Genomic DNA, 18,662 nt, shown 5'->3' with positions numbered 1-18,662 from the left:
CCGGATCAATCCCTCCGCTCAGCCTTCCGACGTCGCCGGTGGATCAAGATCAAAAGCACTCGAGCTAACGCTCATTGTTGAGTGGGGCGGCTTCGCCGCGGGCAGCTGCGCTGCTCTGCTTTTCTGTGGGAGCGAGCCTGCTCGCGAAGGCATCCTGTCAGTCCCCGCCTTACTGCCCGACAAACCAGCGAAAATATGGGTTCGCCCGATCCCCTTGCATCACTTCCCGGATATCCCGCCCCCAGGCGTCCCGATCGCCGTCGTAGGCGTGCAGGCTTGCCCGATAAAACTGCATCAACCGCTGCCGATGCGTTTCCATGCGTTCACTGAACCCGGCATCGGCATTGACCAGTGTAGGTGGCTGATACAAGTCAAGCAGCGCCGGTAGCACGCGGGTGATTTCCTTGCTGCGTACCCACGGCGCGTATTCGATGCGCGGCTGATCATCAGTCACTGCCGGTGCATCGGCGGCGAAGCGCTCCAGGCCGGTGCGATCGGTGACCCAGGTGGCCAGCAGCGCCGCCGCCGAGCCGATGCCGACGTCCTGCAAGGTGTTGCGTACGCTGTCCTGTTGGAAGCGCGCGGTGATTTTCGCGGCGTCCAGTTGCATCGGTTTCATTGAGCCAACCAGCAGCATTTCGTGAAACTCGCTGGTCCACAGCGAGGCATGCGGGAACACGTCGAGGAAGCTGCGCACCAGTGAGCGCGAGTCGTCGATATTCTGCGTCGGCAGCGGCAGCCACTGCGCAACGATGCCCTGATCCTGCAAGCGACTGGCGGCCAGCTGGTAGAAGTCCCGCGAATACAAATTGACAACGCCGGCAGCGGAGGGCGGTGGCGGTTCCAGGGTGATCACGTCGTAGGTCTGTGCACTGCGCAGCAGTTCCTGGCGACCGTCGCGCAGGCGAACGTCGACGCCGGGATCGCTGGCGGCATTGAAGTTGCCCTTGAACAGGGGCGCCGCTTTCACCACCGATGGCAGCAATTCGGCAACCACGCGATGTTCCAGCCCCGGATAGCGCAGCATGGCGCCTGCGGTGATGCCGGTGCCGAAGCCGATCACCAGGGTCGAGCGCGGTTCACCGTTGTGGATCAGCAGCGGCAGCAGCGCCTGAATGCGCATGTAGCGCAGCGACGGCATGGCATCGCCGGTGTTCGACACGCCCTGGATGTACAAACGGTGGAAGCTGTTTTCGCCACGTCCCTGAGTGACCACCGCGACCGTGCCGCCGCGTCCTTCCTCGTAGAAGGCCAGCGTGCCGTTGCGTGCGCCGGGCAACAGGCTGGCCAGTTTGTCGACGGGCGTCAGTACCGCCACTGCAACGCAAACCAGACCTAGTGCGACCACGGCCTGGCGCCGACCTTTCGCCACGCCATGGCCCTTGCGCACCGCCAGATAACCGATTGTCGCTGCGACGAGCGCCAGTAGACCGAGGGTGCGCACAAGTCCCAGCAAGGGAATCAATACGAAGCCGCAAAGCATCACACCGATGATCCCGCCCAGGGTGTTGAACGCGACAACGGCGCCGACATCGCGGCCCACACGTTCGCTGCCGACACTCAGGCGCAGCGCCAGAGGAAACGCCGCGCCGAGCAGCAGGGTCGGCACAAACACGATGCTCAGCGCCGCCACGGCAAAGCGCGCACTCATACCGGCCAGCTCGCTGACGCCCAGACTCAGCAGCCAGGTTTCCGCATGGCTCTGCGCGAGCACCAGCCAGCGGCCGAGCACGGCGATCTCCAGCAGCGCAATCAGACCTGCACCGGCAATCAACAAGCCGAATACGCCCCATGGGTCGCGAATGCGCTCGACGCGACGGGCGAGCAGGGCGCTGCCGATAAACAGCCCGGTCAGGTAAGTCGCCAGCACCACAGCAAACGCATAGGTGCGCGTGCTCATGAATTGCACGATCGATTGTGACCAGACCACCTCATAGCCCAACGCCACGCCCCCGGCGACTGCGTAGAGCCACAGCGCAGTGCGGTCGGGTGCTTTGGCGTTGCCGTGTTTGACCGGCGCGGCCAGCGCCACTGGCTGCTGGCGCTGCAACCACAGCGCACCGGCCGCGGCGAGCAGATTGAGCATCGCGGCGAACAGCGCACTGCCGCGCACGCCGAGGCTGGCGATCAGTACGAACGCGGCGAGCAAAGTGCCGACGATCGCGCCCAGCGTATTCGCCGCATACAACTGACCGCCGGCCTTGCCCGGCTCAGCCGCCAGTGAGCGCACCAGCACCGGCAGCGTCCCGCCCATCAACACCGCCGGAATGCCCACCAGCGCAAACGGCAGCAACCACGCAAGCACGCCGACATGACCTTGCAACCAGGCAAACGCACTGCCCGCCAGACTCATGGCCACTGTCGCGCCAACGCCGAGTATCGCCACCAGTACTTCCAGCCCGGCATACAGCAGAACCGGCTGTTGCAAGCGATCGGCCCAGCGCCCGAATAGCCAGCCGCCGAGCGCGAGCCCGGCGAAAAACGCGCTGATGCCGGTGGTGATTGCATAGACCTCGACGCCGACCACCAGCGACAGCTGTTTGATCCACAACACCTGATAGACCAACGCTGCCGCGCCGGAGATGCATAGCAGCAGGGCAGGGATCATTGAGATGGTGGACGCGGCTTGCGGAACGGGTATGGCCGACGGCTTGCTGGCGATACGTGAGGACATGCGGTGAGCCTTGTTATGGATTGGCTGATGTTGATCGTTCCCACGCTCTGCGTGGGAATGCCTCACTGGACGCTCCGCGTCCGCTTCGGCATTGGACGCCGAGCGTCCCGGGCTGCGTTACCACGCAGAGCGTGGGATCGATCGCAGAAAACCTTTTGGGAGCGAGCCTGCTAGCAAACGAAACCGACCCGGTCGCTTGTTCAAAACAGGGCCGCCCGCCGATGAAGGCGAGCGGCGGTACAGCGGTGTTACTGGGCTTTCTTCATTTTTTCTTCGATACGGCGATCCACGTCCTCGCGGATCTGGTCGATGCTGAAGCTCGCCGGACGCTGGCTAGGTGGATAGTCGACGAAGGTCTGCAGGAACTTCGCCGCGCGGCGGGTACCGTCGAAAATCAGATAGTCGTTTTTCGTCAGCCAGTCATAGTACTGGTCAGACACGACATCGGCGCGTTCGTACGGGTCCATGCGCAGGTTGAACATTTTCGGCACACGCAGGCAGGTGAACGGTTCGCTCCACACCTGCAGTCCGCCGGGCGCGCGCTGCTCACAGAACACCAATTTCCAATCATTGAAACGCATGCTGACCAACGCACCGTCATCGTTGAAGTAGTAGAACTCCTTGCGCGCGCTCTTGTCGGTTTTACCCGTCAGGTAGTCCAGTTGGTTATAGCCGTCCAGGTGCACTTTGAAGTTCTTGCCGCCGATGTCGGCGCCCTTGAGCAAGCGGTCCTTGATGTCGGTGTCGCCCACGGCGGCCAACAGTGTCGGGAACCAGTCCAGACCGGAGAACATCTGCGTGGAGACTTCGCCTGCCTTGACTTTGCCCGGCCAGCGAATCATCGCCGGTACACGGTACGCGCCTTCCCAGTTCGAGTTTTTCTCGTTGCGGAACGGCGTCGTTGCAGCGTCGGGCCACGACCATTGGTTCGGGCCGTTATCCGTGGTGTAGACAACGATGGTGTTCTCGGTCAGCTTCAAGTCATCCAGTGTCTTGAGCAGCTTGCCGACGTCGCCGTCATGCTCGAGCATGCCATCGGCATATTCGTTGCCGACCATGCCGCTTTGGCCTTGCATGGATTCGCGCACGTGAGTGAAGGCATGCATGCGTGTGGTGTTCATCCAGACAAAGAACGGTTTGTCCGCCTTGGCCTGTTTCTCGATGAACGCTTGCGCTGCCGCAGTGGTTTCGTCGTCGATGGTCTCCATGCGTTTCTTGGTCAGCGCGCCGGTGTCTTCAATCTTGCCGTCGGCAAAACTGTGGATCACGCCGCGAGGCGAGGCGGCCTTGACGAACTCGGCATCATCCTTGGGCCAGTACGGACGCTCCGGCTCCTCTTCGGCGTTGAGGTGATACAGGTTGCCGAAAAACTCGTCGAAACCATGATTGGTCGGCAGATATTCGTCTTTGTCGCCCAAGTGGTTCTTGCCGAATTGACCCGTGGCATAGCCCTGGGCTTTCAACGCTTGGGCAATGGTCACATCGCGTGCCTGCAAGCCCACCGGGACCCCCGGCATGCCAACCTTGGACAAGCCGGTCCGCAACGGTGTCTGCCCGGTGATGAACGACGAGCGTCCGGCCGTGCAACTGTTTTCGGCATAGTAATCGGTGAAGATCATGCCTTCTTTGGCGATACGGTCGATATTCGGCGTCTTGTATCCGACCACGCCCATGGAATAGGCACTGATGTTGGTCTGGCCGATGTCGTCGCCGAAGATCACGAGAATGTTGGGTTTTTCAGCCGCTGTGGCGGTTGCCGACAGCGCCATCACCGAGGTTGCCACCAGGGCGAGTTTCGGTAGCCACTTGCGTATGCGAGTCATATGACTTGCTCCTTTGCGCGGGGGTCGTTTTTTGCGACAAACGTTTACTGCTCTCCTGCATTACGCTTTCTTATTGCACCTGCTCGGTTGCCGGCGGATCGAACGGATAGATCCGGCGCCATTCCGACGCCATGTCCACCACCGTCCAGCCACGTGAATTCGCTTCATCGAGGGCTTTGTCGAGTCGGCCGATATTCGATTGCCGGTCATAAGCCCACTCGCGCTTGGCATCGGTGTGATGCACCAGCCCCATCAGGCGCTTGCCCGGTCCGGCGGCAGTCCACTGCAGCATCTGCAGGTCGCCGTCGGAGTTGCCAAAGGCGAGGATCGGCCGCCGACCGATGACCGCATCGATGCTGACCGGTTTGCCCGGCCCGTCGTCGTTGTGCGCGACTTTCGGCGTGCGCACGATCGACGCTTTGCCGTCCTTGAACTGATAAGAGGTGACGAACGTGGTACCGATCACCTGTTCCGGCGGGATGCCGTAGACCTTCTCGGCAAAGGCGCGCATGAAGCCGGTATCGCCGCCGGAAACGATGTAGGTCTTGAAGTTCTGGCTGCGCAGGTAGTCGAGCATTTCCAGCATCGGCTGGAAGATCATTTCCGTGTAGGGCTTGCCGGTTTTCGGGTGGCGTGCCTGGCTGAACCAGGTTTTCGCGTAGTCATCGAAGGCTTCGGTGGTCATGCCGCCGTGAGTGGCGCCGACGATCTGCAGCAAACCCTCCATGCCCGACGCGGCGAGGGCCTTGTGATCATTTTCCAGCACCGCTTTGAACGGCTGTGTGGTTTTCCATTCCGGGTGTTGTGCGGCGGTGCGCTTGACCTCGTCGAAGGCAAACAGCAATTCGAAGTACGCCGGTTGCTCGCTCCACAAGGTACCGTCATTGTCGAACACGGCGATGCGATCGGCCGGTTTGACGAAGTCCTTGCTGCTCTGGTCGGTCACGGCCTGGACGAACTCGATAATGCTCTTTTTGGCCGGGCCGTCATTCCACGACGGCAGCGGTTCATTCGCCTGTGCCAGCAGGGGCAGAACCAGTGTCAACAGCAGGGCAAGACCGAAACGTTGGCGACGCAGCAACGGGTTGATCATGTGAAATCCTTCTCATGCACAGGGTTGAGCGGGCGCAGGGCCGGTGCGGGTTTCGCCTGTTGGCGGGCGACCTGACTTTGAAGCGTAGACAACGATTGGCGAAGCTGAACAAGTGTTTGATCGGCGGCAGACTGACGGCCGTAAAGCCCGCGTAACAATCCCTGCAAACGTGGCCCGGCGCCCGTGAGTTTCAAGCCCAGACGACTACGCCGCAGCCACAGGTACAGCGCGGTCAGTTGCGCGGGTCTGGCTTGCAGTTGCGGGGCGATCTGTTGCCAGGCGAAAGCGGGCGAATGCTGCCAGGCCAATTGCTTCGCCCGTTTATGTGCGAGCCAGCGTTGATGGGCGTGAACGGCGACGGGCCGCAGCAAGTACACACCGACGGCGAGGCCGACCGCCAGCGCCAGCCAGAGCAGCCAGCGGCTGGAGAAGTGCAAGTGATTCTGTTGCAGTTGCCTGAGGTCTTCGGCGAGCGAAAACACCGGTTTATAGGCGTTGTTGGCCGCGGCCTCGAAGCTCACGGCCGGCACCTCAGCGCTACGTATCTGCTTCGCAGAGGCGTCCCACCATTTCACGCGGATCGCCGGCAGCGTGTAAGTACCGGCACTGTCGATGCGATAGCTGGCGCTGTCGACACGTTGGCCGCCGAGGATATTGCCGCGACCGTCATCCAGAGCAGTGACTTGTGGCGTCTTCGCGTAGCGACTCAATCCGTCGACATCACGGAAGGTCGGAATCGGCAGGGCCATCGCCAGCGCGCCATCGGCTTGCAGGGTGAGCTCACGGGTGATGCTGTCGCCGACTTTCAGCGGCGTGGCCGAATTGGTAACGATCTGTTTCAAGCGCAACCCACTGGCGACCAAAGGCGTCTCCCCGGGCGCGAAACCGGGCGGCTGGGCGGCGCTGAAACTCAGCGGCTGGCTCTGTGCGCTGATTTCTTCAGTGGCCTGGCCCAGTGTGGCGCGTACGGTCAGCGCCGGGATATCGAAACTGCGCGCGACGTTGGGCGTGATCAGATAGCTATAGCGCAAGCCATTGAACGATTGGCCATCGATGGTCTGGTTCAGATGCTGCGCCTGGCCGTTCGGCGGCATTACCAGCGCACCGTCGAGTTGCAGATCGGGCAGGGTGGCGGCGCTGGTGAACCAGGTGTCGGTGAGCACGTCGAGTTGCAGTTCAACCAGCCCGCCGACCATCGCGCCTTCGCTAGGGTTGAGGTGAGCCTCGACCTTCAGTTGCGCTGGGGCTGCAAAAACATTCAGAGAGAGCAGGCTGGTCAGCAGCAGGGCGCTGAGTTTTGCGCTGATTGTTCTGCCGCCATCGCTGGCAAGCCAGCTCCCACAAATCACAGCAATCTTCACAAAGTTTGCAACTACACAGAAATTCCCTGTGGGAGCTGGCTTGCCAGCGATGGCGGCGCTCAGGTGCCGGAGGTTCATGGCCGGTCTCCCTGCTGATCCTGCAGACTGAATTTCTGCCTTAGAAACTTCGCCGGCGAGGTGGTCAGGTTCTCCAGCCACAGCGCGTCGGACGCCGCTTGCTGGGTCTCGACCTTTTTGCTCTGACCTTTACCGGGTGCCTTGTCGAATTTGACTTCATCGGGTTTGGTTTGCGGAGCGTTTTTCTCTGCGCTTTCGGTGTCCTTGAGCAGTGCCTGAGCCAAGGCCAGATTGGCGGTCGCTTCGGGAAATTGCGGCTGCAGTTTCAACGCCTGGCTGTAGGCGGCAATCGCCTGATCGAACTTGAAGCGGCGCACGTAAATGTTGCCCAGGTAGAAGTACGCCTGCGGCGTGTCCAGGCGGGCGAAGGTCGCCATTGCCAAGTCGTAATCGGCAGCGTGATAGGCCGCGATACCTTTCCAGTACGGGTCGACGAACAGCGCTGCGGCTTCGGGCAAACGATCATGCTCAAACGCCCAGCGGCCTTGTTGGTCGCGGGTGAAAAACGCATCGGTGAGGGCGTTGGCCTGCGCCGGCGCCGCAGGCCAGCCCAACCCTACGGCCAAAAACAGCGCCGGCATCCAGTTGACGCTCCAGCCTTTGCGTACGCTGAACAGCGCCAGTAACAGCAACGGCCAGCAGAGCCAGTAACCGGCGTCCTTCCAGTGCAATTCGCGCTGTTCGGCGCTGGCGCTCTGGAAGTGTTGCCGTGCGTGCAACTCGATCCACTCCAGGTCATCGTTATTGAGGGTCAGGCTGCCGAGCGGCGCGTCGACGGCCGAGGCCAATTGCTTGAGGGCCGCTTGATCGAAACTGCCGAGCACTGGTCGTCCGCTGCTGTCGATTTTCGGCTGGCCGCTGGCGGTAGTGATGACGCCCGCGTCTTCGCTGCCCACCGCCAGAACCAGAACCTGCAAGGCACTGCCGTCGAGGTGTTTTTGCAGATCATCGAGTTGCGTGGTATCGGCCCCATCAGTCATCAGCAGCAGACTGCCCGGGGTGTTCTCGGCGCTGAGCAAGCGTTTCGCTTGATCGATCACGGCGGCGACGTTCTTGCCGGGTTTGTCGATCAAGCCCGTGCCCAGGGCCTGGATGAAACTGTCGAGCAGCGCCGGATCGTCGGTCGGTGGCAACACCAGATGCGCGCTGCCGGCATAGGCGATCAGTGCGGTCCGCGCAGCGGCGCGACGTTGCAGCAGATCATGCAGCTTGTGCTTGACCGCCTCCAGCCGCGTCGGCTGCACGTCGTTGGCGTCCATCGACGGCGAAAGGTCGACGGCAACGATCAGTGGTGCGCGGTTCTCGAGAAAGTCCGGGCGATCCTGTTCCCACGTCGGCCCGGCCGCGGCGAGTGCGCCGAGGATCAGCAGCGCACAGAGCAGGTGCACCGGGCGCCAGCGCTGGTGATCCTGCGGGGTGATCAACAAGTGCGGCAGCAAGTGTTCGGCGATATTGCCGCGCAGGCGCTTTTGCAGGTCGCGGCTGCGACGCCAGATCAGTGGCAGCATTGCGCCGAACAGCGCAAGCAACAGCCACAGCGGGCGCAGAAAGTGGAAATCGCTCAGGTTGATCTCCATTTCAGGCCTCCTGCCGCTGCCGCGCAACCGTCAGGTTCGGGCGTAAAAGGGCGCCGAGCTGATACAGCGCCAACAACAGCAATGCTGCACCCAGCGGCCAGTAGAACAGTTCCCGCTGCGGTTGATGGCTGAGGGTTTTCACCTGATGCGGGGTGAGCTGGTCGAGGGTGGTGTAGACCTGATCCAGTGCCGCGCGGTCTTCGGCGCGGAAGAAGCGGCCGCCGGTGGTATTGGCGATCTGTTCGAGGCCTTGCAGATTGACCTTCGCTTCGCCGGAAGCGTCGGGGTCGCCGATGCCGATGGTATGAATGACCACGCCTTTGTTGGCCGCCATTTCGGCGGCGTGATCCGGGGTGATCGCGCTGCTGGTGTCATTGCCATCGGTCAGCAGAATCAGGACTTTTTCCTGCTCATGGGCCTTGTCGAGCAATTTCAGGCTGAGCCCGATTGCATCGCCGATCGCCGTGTTGGGGCCGGCCATGCCGATCCCGGTATCCGCCAGCAACAACGACAGGCTGGCGTGATCGAGGGTTAGCGGGGCCTGTGGATAGGCACCGCTGCCAAACACGATCAGGCCGATGCGGTCGTCCTTGCGTTTGTCGATGAAGCCTTGCACCACGCCTTTGACCGCCGCCAGGCGATTGATTTTTTCGCCTTGGGCGTTAGTGAAATCCTCGGTTTCCATCGACTGCGAAAGGTCGATGGCGAGCATCAGGTCGCGCACCGGTTGCTGGCGTTCGATCGGCTTTTCGACATACACCGGACGCGACACGGCCAGCAGAATCAGCGCCCACACCAGCACATTGAGCAGCAGTTGCCAGCGATTGCGCCGACTGCCCGCAGTGCCTGGCGCTTCGCCGACCGCGCGGCTCATCGCGCCGAAAAACGGTACGCGCACGGCACTGCGGGCTTCGTTGTAAGCGGGCAAAAAGCGGTAAGCCAGCCACGGCAGCGGCAGCAGGAGTAACAGCCAGGGGTAATCAAGCTGCCACATGGTGATGCTCCACCCAGTATTGGCAGCTGTCGAAGAGCATTTGCCGTTGCGCTGCGGGGAGGGCGCGCAATACGGGGTCCGGCGCGTAGGCAAGTTGGGCCAGTTGCGTGCTGAAGTCGGCGGGCATTCTGTTTTTGCAATGCCGTTGCAGAAACTCCTGCCAGTCATCTCTGCCAAGCGCCGCCGGCCCTTGTGGGAGCGAGCCTGCTGGCGAAAGCGCCGTGTCAGTGGATCGAGGTATTGCATGCGCTGACGTCTTCGCGAGCAGGCTCGCTCCCACAGGGAATGCATTCCAGCGCCGCGATCGAGTGGGCATGGACAGGGCCGTGCGTTTGAGCAGCTCAGGCAATTCGCGCAGGGCGTTGAGGTCGTCACTGCGGCTGCGCAACTGTGCCAGTCGGGCAAGGGCTTCACGGCGATAGCGGTCGCGGCGCCATTGCCAGTATCTGCGCAGGCCGAGCAACAGCGCGGCGAGTATCAGCACCGCCAGCAACAGCCACCAGCCCCACGTTTGCGGCGCATAGCTGACGGGCGCGGGCAGGGCCAACTCCTTGAGCTGATCGATGCTGGGGATATTCGGGTTCATCGCGCGCCCCCGGCGCTTTTGCCCAGTTCGGCGCGCAGTTGCCCATGGGCGTCCTCGGCGGTGCTGATCATCATCAGCGGCACCTGACTGCGGCGCAGCAGGCTGGCGACGTCCTTGAGCCGCCCGCTGAGAAAATCCCCCAGCGGCTGATGCACGTTACGTTTCTCGATCGCCAGTTCGACCTGCAACTCGCCCTGGGTGACCAGCAGGCGACCGTTGTTCGGCAGTTTCAGCGCCAGCGGATCATAGACCTGCAAGGCAATCACATCGTTGTGCGCTGACAGCTGCCGCATCAATTGCAAGGTGCGTTCACCGGCACCGGCAAAGTCGCTGACGATGCAGATCAAGTGGTCGTGCCCGGCCACACCGAGGCAGCGCTGCAAGGCCTTGTCCAATTGGTCCTCATCTTCGGCGTCGGGATTACCGGCATTCAGCGCGCGGTTTTGCTGCACCACGCGGCTGAGCAGTGCCTCAACACGCTTGCGACTGCGCAACGGCGCGATGCTGTCGATACGCTGGTCGTTGAAGACCAGACCGCCGACCCGATCCCCGGCGTGAAAAACCATCCACGCCGCCAGCGCGGCGAGTTCAGCGGCGACTGCCGATTTGAAGCTGCGCTGCGAGCCGAAGAACATCGACATGCGCTGGTCGACCACGATCAGGGCCGGGCGGTCGCGTTCTTCGGTGAAAGTGCGCACCACCGGTTTGCCGGTACGCAACGAAGCGCGCCAGTCGAGGTGGCGCAGGTCATCGCCCGGTTGATAGCGGCGCAACTCGTCGAAATTCAGCCCGCGACCGCGCAGCCGCGAGGCGTGGTTGCCGGCGAGGATGCTGCCCTGCGGCTGCCGGGCAAGAAAGCTCAGGTCACGGGCCTTGAACTCCAGCGCCATCAATTGCGCCAGAGAGACGTAGACCAAGCCTTCGTCATTCATGCGGGAATCGCCACTTTGTCGAGAATCCGGTCAAGCACCTGATCGGCGCTGACACCATCGGCAACGGCGTCGTAACTCAGCTGCAAACGATGGCGCAACACCGGATGGACCACGGCGCGGACGTTGTCCGGCGAAACGAAATCCTGCCCCTGCAGCCACGCATCGGCACGGGCGCAGCGGTCCAGGCCAATGCCGCCACGGGGACTGGCACCAATGGCGATCCAGCGTGCGAGGTCTTCGTCGTAGTCGGCGGGGTGGCGGGTAGCGTTGATCAGGTCAATCAGGTAAGTGTCGATGGCCGGTGAAACGTGCACCGCGCTGACTTCCTTGCGCGCAGCAAAAATCACCTCTTGCGGCAAGGTGAAATTCTTCACCGGCGTGGTGCTCGCACCTTGGGCAAACTCTTCGTTGCGCAGCAGGCGCAGCACCTGGCTTTCGTTTTCGGCGCTGGGGTAATCGAGCAGCACCTTCATCAGAAAACGGTCCATCTGCGCTTCCGGCAGTGGGTAGGTGCCTTCCTGCTCGATCGGGTTCTGCGTCGCCACCACGATGAACAGCTCCGGTAGCGCATGGCTGTTGCCGGCCACCGTGATCTGGCGTTCCTCCATGGCTTCGAGCAGCGCCGCCTGGACCTTGGCCGGGGCGCGGTTGATTTCGTCGGCGAGGATCAGATTGCCGAACAGCGGGCCGGGCTGGAATCGGATTTCGTTTTTGCCCTCGACCTGGTGCAGCACCTCGGCGCCAGTGATGTCCGAGGGCAACAGGTCGGGGGTGAACTGGATGCGGCTCATCTTGGCATCAAGGTGTTTGGCCAGTGCCTTGACCGTGCGTGTCTTGGCCAGCCCGGGCAGGCTCTCCAGGAGCAAATGACCATTGGCCAACAGCCCGAGCAGAATCTGCCGGATGACTTGATCCTGGCCGAGCACCGCTTCGGCGATGCTGGCTTGCAGGGCGTTGAGGTCGGTGAGCGCTGTCATGGGCAGTCCTTTGTGTCCGGGTCTAGAAAAACGCCAGGGTCAGATTGACGCTGAAGCCGTTGCCTTCGGGGCGGTTTTTGGTGTCGAACTCCGGCACCCAGCGCGCGCTGATATTGGCCTGGGCATCGGCGAACTTTCCGGCCCAGCCAACCACCGGGCCGGCGCCGACCGAACGGCCGCGATAGCCGTTGAAGACATCGGCGGTCTGGCCTTTGTCGTCAGTCAGTTGCTGCACGTAGCCAGCGGCAAGTCCGGCGTTCCAGCCATTGCCCAAGCCGTGAGTCCAGAGGGCGTCGAGTGTGAAGATGTTGCCGTTGCGATAATCGGTGGCGTCGTTCTCGGTGTAGAACTCCAGCCCGCTGGACAAAGTGAACTCGCCGCCCTTGCCGTCGAGATGGGTAAAGGCCACGGTCGGCATGAACGTGTAATTGTTCTGTCCGGGATTGGCCAGGCGATCCTTGTTATAGGCGCCGGTCGGCACGTAGATCGGTAGCGACAGCGAGAGATGATTGAGTTCGTCGAAGTGATAACCGGCGGCGAGCGGGGTGATCAGCGCATCGGCAAACTGCGTGCCGGAATCACTGTCACCCAAAGTGCGCCCGCGCGGGCCGGTGATGCTCGCCTTGATGTCGGTGTATTGCACCGGCAGGCCCATTGCCGAAGCGAAATTCCAGCGGCCCTTGCCGGTGTTCCAGACATGGGTGAAGTTGGCCATGGTGTAGGAGACTTTCACGTCGATCCCGCCACTGATCGCGCCGGAAATCGGTGCGCCGTCGCTGCCCTTGAGCGAGCCGTCGTACCAGATGCTGGTCAACGACATTACCCAGCCCGGCTCCGGCGGCACGATGCCAGCATTGGCGAACACTTGCTGGCCCGTGATCGGCCGGCCGACGCCACCTTCCGCGGCGAACAGCGATGGACTGACGCCCAGGCACAGCAAGACGAGGAGACGCCCGCTCCGTGGCTTGAGCATGGTAAACGCCGCGCCACCCGGCCGCGGCAGAAATCCTCTATTCCCGGCTCGACTGCAGATCATTCCCGATTCCATGGTGTTTTTCCGGACAACTGAGCACTGTCGCGCCGCTACTGCGTTATCCCTTTGCTTATCAAGCCTGTAGGACACGTCCTTCTGAAACTAGCAGCTAATCGGGGGTTAGCCAGTCGAAGGAATTAATTCGTTGGTGCGGGCGGCGGGGTGCACACATCACACCTCTAATGGTCGGAGCCGGGCTGAATCGAAGGTGGTTGGGGCAGCACTGCAAACTTCTGTGGGAGCGAGCCTGCTCGCGAAAGCGGTAGTCCAGTTGACACACGTTTCTGATATCGATACCTGATTTCGCGAGCGGGCTCGCTCCCACAGGACTTGTATACAATCTCGCCGCCGAGCGCCCAACAATTTCCAACGGGGCATAGGTCGTCAGCCGATTTCGTGGTTAACTTCCGCCTCTTGCATGCTTTCCAATCAAAAAACAGAAGGACTCAAGTCATGGCTCAAGTCACCCTCAAAGGCAATCCGGTTCAAGTCAATGGCCAGTTGCCACAAGCCGGTTCCAAGGCGCCAGCCTTTTCCCTGGTAGCCGGCAATCTGTCCGACGTCACCCTGAAAGACTTCGCCGGCAAGCGCAAAGTCCTGAACATCTTCCCAAGCGTCGACACCCCGACCTGCGCCACCTCCGTGCGCAAGTTCAACGCCCAGGCCAACGACATCAGCAACACCGTGGTGCTGTGCATCTCCGCTGACCTGCCGTTCGCCCAGGCGCGCTTCTGCGGCGCCGAAGGTCTGGAAAACGTACAGAACCTGTCGACCCTGCGCGGCAGCGAGTTCATCGAAAACTACGGCGTGGCCATCGCTGACGGCCCATTGAAAGGCCTGACCGCGCGCGCTGTTGTGGTGCTGGACGAAAACGACAACGTCCTGCACAGCGAACTGGTCAAGGAAATCGCCGAAGAGCCTAACTACGAAGCGGCACTGTCCGTTCTCAAGTAAGGCTTTTACAATTGTTAACGGCCTGGCCCTGTCCAGGCCGTTTTCATTTGTGTATCAGGGTTTTGCCTCACACCTTGAAACGTAAGTGGAAGGTAAATTGCCGGTAAAGCTGCTTTGCTTAAATCCACTCAGTGCTTATCGTTCAGCCTCCCGTAATAGAAGCCCACGCGCCCAATGGTCAATAACTCCATGCAATCGTCCCCCCGCAAATCCCGTCGCTGGCTGATCAGCCTGCTGGTCCTGTTGGTCATCGCTGTCCTGTGCTGGAAATTCTGGCCCACCGGCTCTGCTGACAAGGCGGGCGGCGACAAAGCGGCCGCCGGCCATACCGGGCGCTCGGGAATGATGCGGCCGGGCTTCGGCGGCGGTACCGGGCCGATTCCGGTGCGTGTGGCGCCGGCGGTGAAGGGCGACTTCCCGCTGTATTACAAGGCACTGGGCACGGTCACCGCGCTCAATACCATCAACGTGCGCAGCCGGGTGGGCGGCGAACTGGTGAAGATTCATTTCGAAGAAGGGCAGATGGTCAAGGCGGGCGACCTGCTGGCCGAGATCGATCCGCGTCCTTACCAGAATGCTCTGCTCCAGGCCGAAGGCACGTTGCTGCAGAATCAGGCGCAACTGAAAAACGCCCAGGTCGACGTCGAGCGTTATCGTGGGCTGTATAAAGAAGACAGCATCGCCAAACAGACCCTCGACACCGCCGAAGCGCTGGTTGGCCAGTATCTGGGCACGGTCAAGACCAATCAGGCAGCGGTCAACGATGCCAAGCTCAATCTCGAATTCACCAAGATCCGCGCGCCGATTGCCGGTCGCGTCGGTCTGCGTCAGGTCGACGTCGGCAACCTCGTCGCCGCCAACGACACCACGTTCCTCGCGGTGATCACCCAGACGCAACCGATCAGCGTGGCCTTCACCTTGCCGGAGAACAGCCTCGACACCGTGCTGGCCCGTTACCGCAGTGGCGCCAAGTTGCCTGCCGAAGCGTGGGATCGCGGCGACACCAAGCTGCAAGCCACCGGCGTACTGCAAAGCCTCGACAACCAGATCGACGTCGCTACCGGCACTTTGAAATTCAAGGCTCGCTACGACAACCGCGACCAGTCGCTGTTTCCCAATCAGTTCGTCAACGTCCATTTACTGGCAGACACGCTGAAAGGTGTAGTGCTGGCGCCGTCGGCAGCGATCCAGTTCGGTACCAACGGCACCTTCGTCTATGCGCTGGACGGCGACAAGAAAGTCACCATTCGCCAGCTAAAAATCGGTGCCAGCGACGGTGACAACACCGTGGTCACCGAAGGCCTCGCCGCGGGCGATCGCGTTGTGCTTGAAGGCACCGATCGACTGAAGGAGGGCAGCGAAGTCGAAGTGGTCAATGACAGCAGCGAAGTGCCGACCTCGCCGACCGAACACCTGCAAGGCAAATCCGCCGCCAATCCCGATGCGACCACCGCTGAAAAGGCCAAGAAGGGCGCATGAACATTTCGCGGCTGTTCATCCTCCGTCCGGTTGCCACCACCCTGAGCATGCTGGCCATTGTCCTGGCCGGCCTGATCGCTTATCGCCTGCTGCCGGTTTCGGCCTTGCCGCAGGTCGATTACCCGACCATCCGCGTCATGACCCTGTACCCCGGCGCCAGTCCGGACGTAATGACCAGCGCCGTCACCGCGCCGCTTGAGCGCCAGTTCGGGCAGATGCCGGGCCTGACGCAAATGGCTTCGACCAGCTCCGGCGGCGCTTCGGTGCTGACCCTGCGTTTCAGCCTCGACATCAATATGGACGTCGCCGAGCAGCAGGTGCAAGCCGCGATCAACGCCGCGACCAACCTGCTGCCGACCGACCTGCCGGCACCGCCGGTGTACAACAAGGTCAATCCGGCGGACACCCCGGTGCTGACCCTGGCCATCACTTCGAAAACCATGCTGCTGCCCAAGCTCAATGACTTGGTCGATACGCGCATGGCGCAGAAAATCGCCCAGATCAGCGGCGTCGGCATGGTCAGCATCGCTGGTGGCCAGCGTCAGGCGGTACGAATCAAGGTCAACCCCGAAGCGCTCGCGGCCAACAGCCTCAATTTGTCGGACGTGCGCACGCTGATCGGCGCCTCCAACGTCAACCAGCCGAAAGGCAACTTCGATGGCCCGACCCGGGTGTCGATGCTCGATGCCAACGACCAACTGACCTCGCCCGAGGACTACGCGAATCTGATCCTGACCTACAAGAACGGCGCGCCGTTGCGGCTCAAGGACGTCGCGGAAATCGTCGATGGCGCCGAGAACGAGCGTCTGGCCGCGTGGGCCAACCAGAATCAGGCGGTGCTGCTGAACATCCAGCGTCAGCCGGGCGCCAACGTCATCGAAGTGGTCGACCGCATCAAGGCCTTGCTGCCGAGTATCACCGACAACCTGCCGGCCGGCCTCGACGTCACTGTGCTGACGGATCGCACCCAGACCATCCGCGCCTCGGTCACCGACGTGCAACACGAACTGCTGATCGCTATCGCATTGGTGGTCATGGTCACGTTCCTGTTTCTACGCCGCGCCAGTGCGACGATCATTCCCTCGGTGGCCGTGCCGCTGTCGCTGATCGGCACCTTTGGCGTGATGTACCTCGCCGGTTTCTCGGTGAACAATCTGACGTTGATGGCGCTGACCATCGCCACTGGCTTCGTGGTCGACGATGCCATCGTCATGCTCGAGAACATTTCACGCTTCATCGAAGAGGGTGACAGCCCGATGCAGGCCGCGCTTAAGGGCGCGAAACAGATCGGCTTCACCCTGATTTCCCTGACCCTGTCGCTGATCGCCGTACTCATTCCGCTGCTGTTCATGGCCGACGTGGTGGGGCGCCTGTTCCGGGAATTCGCCATTACCCTGGCGGTGGCAATCCTGATTTCCCTGGTGGTGTCGCTGACCCTGACGCCGATGATGTGCGCGCGCCTGCTCAAGCGTGAACCGCAGGAACACGAGCAAGGCCGTTTCTACCGCGCCAGCGGTGCGTTCATCGACTGGATGATCAAGGAATACGGGCGGATGCTGCGCTGGGTGCTCAAGCATCAGCCGCTGACCTTGCTGGTCGCCATCGGCACACTGGCGTTGACCGTGTTCCTGTACGTGATCGTGCCGAAGGGTTTCTTTCCGGTGCAGGACACCGGCGTGATTCAGGGCATTTCCGAAGCGCCGCAGTCGATCTCCTTCGCGGCGATGGGCGAACGGCAGCAGCAACTGGCGAAGATCATTCTCGAAGATCCGGCGGTGCAGAGCCTGTCGTCCTACATTGGCGTCGACGGCGACAACGCCACGCTCAACAGCGGCCGTTTGCTGATCAACCTCAAGCCCCACGGCGAGCGCGATCTGACGGCCAGCGAAGTGATCGCGCGCCTGCAACCGCAACTGGACAAACTGGTCGGCATTCGTTTGTTCATGCAGCCGGTGCAGGACCTGACCATCGAGGATCGGGTCAGCCGCACGCAGTATCAGTTCAGCATGTCTTCGCCGGACTCCGAATTGCTCAGCCAGTGGAGCGGACGTCTGGTCGAAGCCCTGGCGCAGCGTCCGGAGTTGACCGACGTGGCCAGTGATTTGCAGGACAAAGGCTTGCAGGTCTATTTGGTGATCGACCGCGACGCCGCATCGCGCCTTGGCGTGTCGGTGGCGAATATCACCGATGCGCTTTACGACGCGTTCGGCCAGCGGCAGATTTCGACCATTTACACCCAGGCCAGCCAGTACCGCGTGGTGCTGCAAGCCCAGGCCGGGGAGAAGATCGGCCCGCAGGCGCTGGATCAGATTCACGTCAAGACCACCGACGGCGCGCAGGTACGCCTGTCGAGTCTGGCGCATGTCGAAGAACGTCAGGCGCAATTGGCGATCACCCACATCGGCCAGTTTCCGGCAGTGATGATGTCGTTCAACCTCGCGCCGGGCGTGGCGTTGGGGCATGCCGTGGACATCATCGAGCAAGTGCAGCAGGACATCGGCATGCCGGTCGGCGTGCAGACTCAGTTCCAGGGCGCGGCGCAAGCGTTCCAGGCTTCGCTGTCGAGCACCTTGCTGCTGATTCTGGCGGCGGTGGTGACCATGTACATCGTGCTGGGCGTGCTCTACGAGAGCTACATCCACCCGATCACCATTCTTTCGACCTTGCCGTCGGCAGCGGTCGGTGCCTTGCTGGCGTTGCTGCTCAGTGGCAACGATTTGGGCATGATCGCGATCATCGGCATCATCCTGCTGATCGGTATCGTCAAGAAGAACGCGATCATGATGATCGACTTCGCCCTCGACGCCGAACGCACCCAGGGCATGGCCCCGGCAGAGGCGATCTATCAAGCGGCGCTGCTGCGCTTCAGGCCGATTCTGATGACCACACTGGCCGCGTTGTTCGGCGCGGTGCCGCTGATGCTGGCCACGGGGTCTGGCGCGGAACTGCGTCAGCCGTTGGGTCTGGTGATGGTCGGCGGTTTGCTGGTGAGCCAGGTGTTGACGCTGTTCACCACGCCGGTGATTTACCTGTACTTCGACCGCCTCGGAAGGCGCTTTGGCAAAGCCAAAGCCGAAGGTGACGAGGTCGCGGTATGACCC

General features: G+C 61.9%; 13 protein-coding genes. 3 read left to right on the top strand and 10 right to left on the bottom strand.

Features of this window, described 5'->3' with window-relative positions:
• Nucleotides 1-169: 169 nt before the first annotated feature.
• The 10 genes from D8U71_RS05535 to D8U71_RS05490 all read right to left on the bottom strand — a co-directional run bounded on the left by D8U71_RS05535 (nt 170) and on the right by D8U71_RS05490 (nt 13,068).
• A complete protein-coding gene (locus D8U71_RS05535; RefSeq protein WP_130887343.1) occupies nt 170-2,674 on the bottom strand; it encodes a fused MFS/spermidine synthase in 2,505 nt (834 codons plus the stop codon).
• Nucleotides 2,675-2,922: 248 nt separating this feature from the next.
• Entirely contained in the window at nt 2,923-4,497 is a 1,575-nt protein-coding gene (locus tag D8U71_RS05530) for an arylsulfatase (protein WP_024012862.1), read from the bottom strand.
• A 70-nt stretch (nt 4,498-4,567) separates the two neighbouring features.
• Complete coding sequence (locus D8U71_RS05525) at nt 4,568-5,590, bottom strand: HAD family hydrolase (protein WP_016774613.1); 1,023 nt, start codon at nt 5,588-5,590, stop codon at nt 4,568-4,570.
• Nucleotides 5,587-7,029, bottom strand: a complete 1,443-nt coding sequence (locus D8U71_RS05520; protein ID WP_130887342.1) for a BatD family protein — start codon at nt 7,027-7,029, stop codon at nt 5,587-5,589. Before D8U71_RS05520 ends, D8U71_RS05525 begins: the two co-directional genes overlap by 4 nt.
• Nucleotides 7,026-8,606: a VWA domain-containing protein gene (locus D8U71_RS05515; protein WP_130887341.1), complete on the bottom strand. Its 1,581-nt coding sequence runs from the start codon at nt 8,604-8,606 to the stop codon at nt 7,026-7,028. The genes D8U71_RS05520 and D8U71_RS05515 overlap by 4 nt, the downstream gene beginning before the upstream one ends.
• Before the next feature lies 1 nt (nt 8,607).
• Nucleotides 8,608-9,600, bottom strand: coding sequence for a VWA domain-containing protein (locus D8U71_RS05510; RefSeq protein WP_016774616.1), 993 nt, complete (start codon nt 9,598-9,600; stop codon nt 8,608-8,610).
• Nucleotides 9,587-10,186, bottom strand: coding sequence for a DUF4381 domain-containing protein (locus D8U71_RS05505; protein ID WP_130887340.1), 600 nt, complete (start codon nt 10,184-10,186; stop codon nt 9,587-9,589). Before D8U71_RS05505 ends, D8U71_RS05510 begins: the two co-directional genes overlap by 14 nt.
• The gene (locus tag D8U71_RS05500; RefSeq protein WP_016774618.1) at nt 10,183-11,118 is read right to left on the bottom strand and encodes a DUF58 domain-containing protein; all 936 of its coding nucleotides are present in this window, start codon (nt 11,116-11,118) and stop codon (nt 10,183-10,185) included. The genes D8U71_RS05505 and D8U71_RS05500 overlap by 4 nt, the downstream gene beginning before the upstream one ends.
• Nucleotides 11,115-12,095 (bottom strand): MoxR family ATPase, encoded by a 981-nt coding sequence (locus D8U71_RS05495; RefSeq protein ID WP_016774619.1) that lies wholly within the window; start codon nt 12,093-12,095, stop codon nt 11,115-11,117. The genes D8U71_RS05500 and D8U71_RS05495 overlap by 4 nt, the downstream gene beginning before the upstream one ends.
• A 22-nt stretch (nt 12,096-12,117) precedes the next feature.
• Nucleotides 12,118-13,068 carry a transporter gene (locus tag D8U71_RS05490; protein ID WP_130887339.1) on the bottom strand — a complete coding sequence of 317 codons (951 nt, stop codon included), beginning with the start codon at nt 13,066-13,068 and terminating at the stop codon, nt 12,118-12,120.
• Between the two features lie 513 nt (nt 13,069-13,581).
• Between D8U71_RS05490 and tpx the strand changes: the two genes are divergently transcribed.
• The 3 genes from tpx to D8U71_RS05475 all read left to right on the top strand — a co-directional run bounded on the left by tpx (nt 13,582) and on the right by D8U71_RS05475 (nt 18,659).
• The gene (gene tpx / locus D8U71_RS05485) at nt 13,582-14,082 is read left to right on the top strand and encodes a thiol peroxidase (RefSeq protein ID WP_071172346.1); all 501 of its coding nucleotides are present in this window, start codon (nt 13,582-13,584) and stop codon (nt 14,080-14,082) included.
• A 174-nt stretch (nt 14,083-14,256) separates the two neighbouring features.
• Nucleotides 14,257-15,561 carry an MdtA/MuxA family multidrug efflux RND transporter periplasmic adaptor subunit gene (locus D8U71_RS05480; protein ID WP_130887338.1) on the top strand — a complete coding sequence of 435 codons (1,305 nt, stop codon included), beginning with the start codon at nt 14,257-14,259 and terminating at the stop codon, nt 15,559-15,561.
• Nucleotides 15,558-18,659 carry an MdtB/MuxB family multidrug efflux RND transporter permease subunit gene (locus tag D8U71_RS05475; RefSeq protein ID WP_122507275.1) on the top strand — a complete coding sequence of 1,034 codons (3,102 nt, stop codon included), beginning with the start codon at nt 15,558-15,560 and terminating at the stop codon, nt 18,657-18,659. Before D8U71_RS05480 ends, D8U71_RS05475 begins: the two co-directional genes overlap by 4 nt.
• Nucleotides 18,660-18,662 lie beyond the last annotated feature (3 nt).

The organism is Pseudomonas sp. Sample_21 (assembly GCF_004307525.1).
In the GTDB taxonomy this organism is placed as follows: Bacteria; Pseudomonadota; Gammaproteobacteria; order Pseudomonadales; family Pseudomonadaceae; genus Aquipseudomonas; species Aquipseudomonas atacamensis.
Note: the sequence above shows the minus strand (reverse complement) of the source record. Positions and strands in the feature narration are given on the sequence as shown.